The organism is Psychromarinibacter halotolerans (genome assembly GCF_029168315.1).
In the GTDB taxonomy this organism is placed as follows: Bacteria; Pseudomonadota; Alphaproteobacteria; order Rhodobacterales; family Rhodobacteraceae; genus Psychromarinibacter; species Psychromarinibacter halotolerans.
In genome coordinates, this window is sequence record NZ_JARGYD010000032.1 from 1 (window position 1) to 1,177 (window position 1,177).

2 protein-coding genes and 2 pseudogenes are annotated in these 1,177 nt (G+C 59.0%); 2 read left to right on the plus strand and 2 right to left on the minus strand.

Features of this window, described 5'->3' with window-relative positions; genetic code table 11:
• Together P1K30_RS24010 and P1K30_RS23765 are read left to right on the plus strand one after the other, a co-directional pair.
• Positions 1-158, plus strand: a pseudogene (locus P1K30_RS24010) (IS3 family transposase); the annotation flags it as partial.
• 15 nt (positions 159-173) lie between these two features.
• Positions 174-326, plus strand: coding sequence for an IS3 family transposase (locus tag P1K30_RS23765; RefSeq protein ID WP_275635223.1), 153 nt, complete (start codon positions 174-176; stop codon positions 324-326).
• Between the two features lie 129 nt (positions 327-455).
• On the opposite strand, the pseudogene P1K30_RS23770 reads toward P1K30_RS23765, so the two are convergent.
• Together P1K30_RS23770 and P1K30_RS23775 are read right to left on the minus strand one after the other, a co-directional pair.
• Positions 456-613, minus strand: a pseudogene (locus P1K30_RS23770) (ATP-binding protein); the annotation flags it as partial.
• A gap of 65 nt (positions 614-678) precedes the next feature.
• Positions 679-1,083 carry an ATP-binding cassette domain-containing protein gene (locus P1K30_RS23775; RefSeq protein ID WP_275635224.1) on the minus strand — a complete coding sequence of 135 codons (405 nt, stop codon included), beginning with the start codon at positions 1,081-1,083 and terminating at the stop codon, positions 679-681.
• Positions 1,084-1,177 lie beyond the last annotated feature (94 nt).

The window sequence follows — 1,177 nt, forward strand, 5'->3', positions numbered from 1 at the left end:
TGCCCGGGTGCGTGTTTCACACCGACCGCGGCCCGCAATACGCATCAGAGATTCATCGCGACCTGCTCGAGGAACATGGCTTCATCGGCTCCATGAGCCGGCGCGGCGATCCCTACGACAATCCCCAGGCCGAGAGCTTCATGCAGTCGCTGAAGGTGTAAGATGCCTATCTGATGGAATACGAAACATTTGAGGATGTCGCCGACGGCGTGCCCCGCTTCATCCAAACCTACAACACCCGTCGCCTGCATTCAGCCCAGGGGTATCTCAGCCCCAACCAGTTCGGGGATCGCAACGCCCGCACACCTTTCAAAACCGCCGCGTGATCCTGTCCACCCCGAGGGGCGCACTCCATATCGGCGTTCAAAATACCCCGTTTGGCGCGCGTGGGTAGCTAGCACGATGCTGTATAGCCCTCATACACCGCAACTGGATCGGGCCAACGTGGGTCGTGGTCATTCGCGGGTCTTGAAGCGACAGCTCTCGTTGCCAGTTTCGACGATGTCGCAGTGAGGGGTCAGGCGGTCAACCAGCGCAGTGGTCATCCTCGCGTCGCCGACGACGGAAGGCCATTCTCCGAGTTGAGATTGGCCATTACGATGATCGAGGAACTGAAGATGATCGGTTTCGATGTCGGGCACCACGATATGTGCTAGTGTGATTAAGTCCACCCAAGATTTACAACAGCTTGACGGACGTGATCTGTGGCACCGCCGAGATCAACTTACGCGTGTATTCGTTTTCGGGGTGATCCAGCACTGCGTTTTTCTTGCCGGATTCGACCACTTCTCCGCCGTAAACCACCATCACCCGGTCACAGATGTAGTCCACGACCGAAATGTCATGGGTGATGAAGATGATCGACACGCCGATCCTTTCACGCAGGTCGAGCAGCATGTTCAGGATCTGCATCTGGACCGAGACATCCAACGCCGAGACGGCTTCGTCCGCGATCAGGAAGGCCGGCTCCATCACCAGCGCGCGGGCGATGCAGATCCGCTGCCGCTGGCCGCCGGAGAACTGGAAGGGGAACTTCGACGCGTCCCCCGGAGTCAGACCGACCAGCGAAAGGGTCTCGGCCAGGGAGTGGACAAAACATGGGGGTCATGCGGCGCGTTTTCTGTTTGCGACGGTCAGCCGACCATCGAGAACTGCGGCCCTTGTGACGGCTACTCGG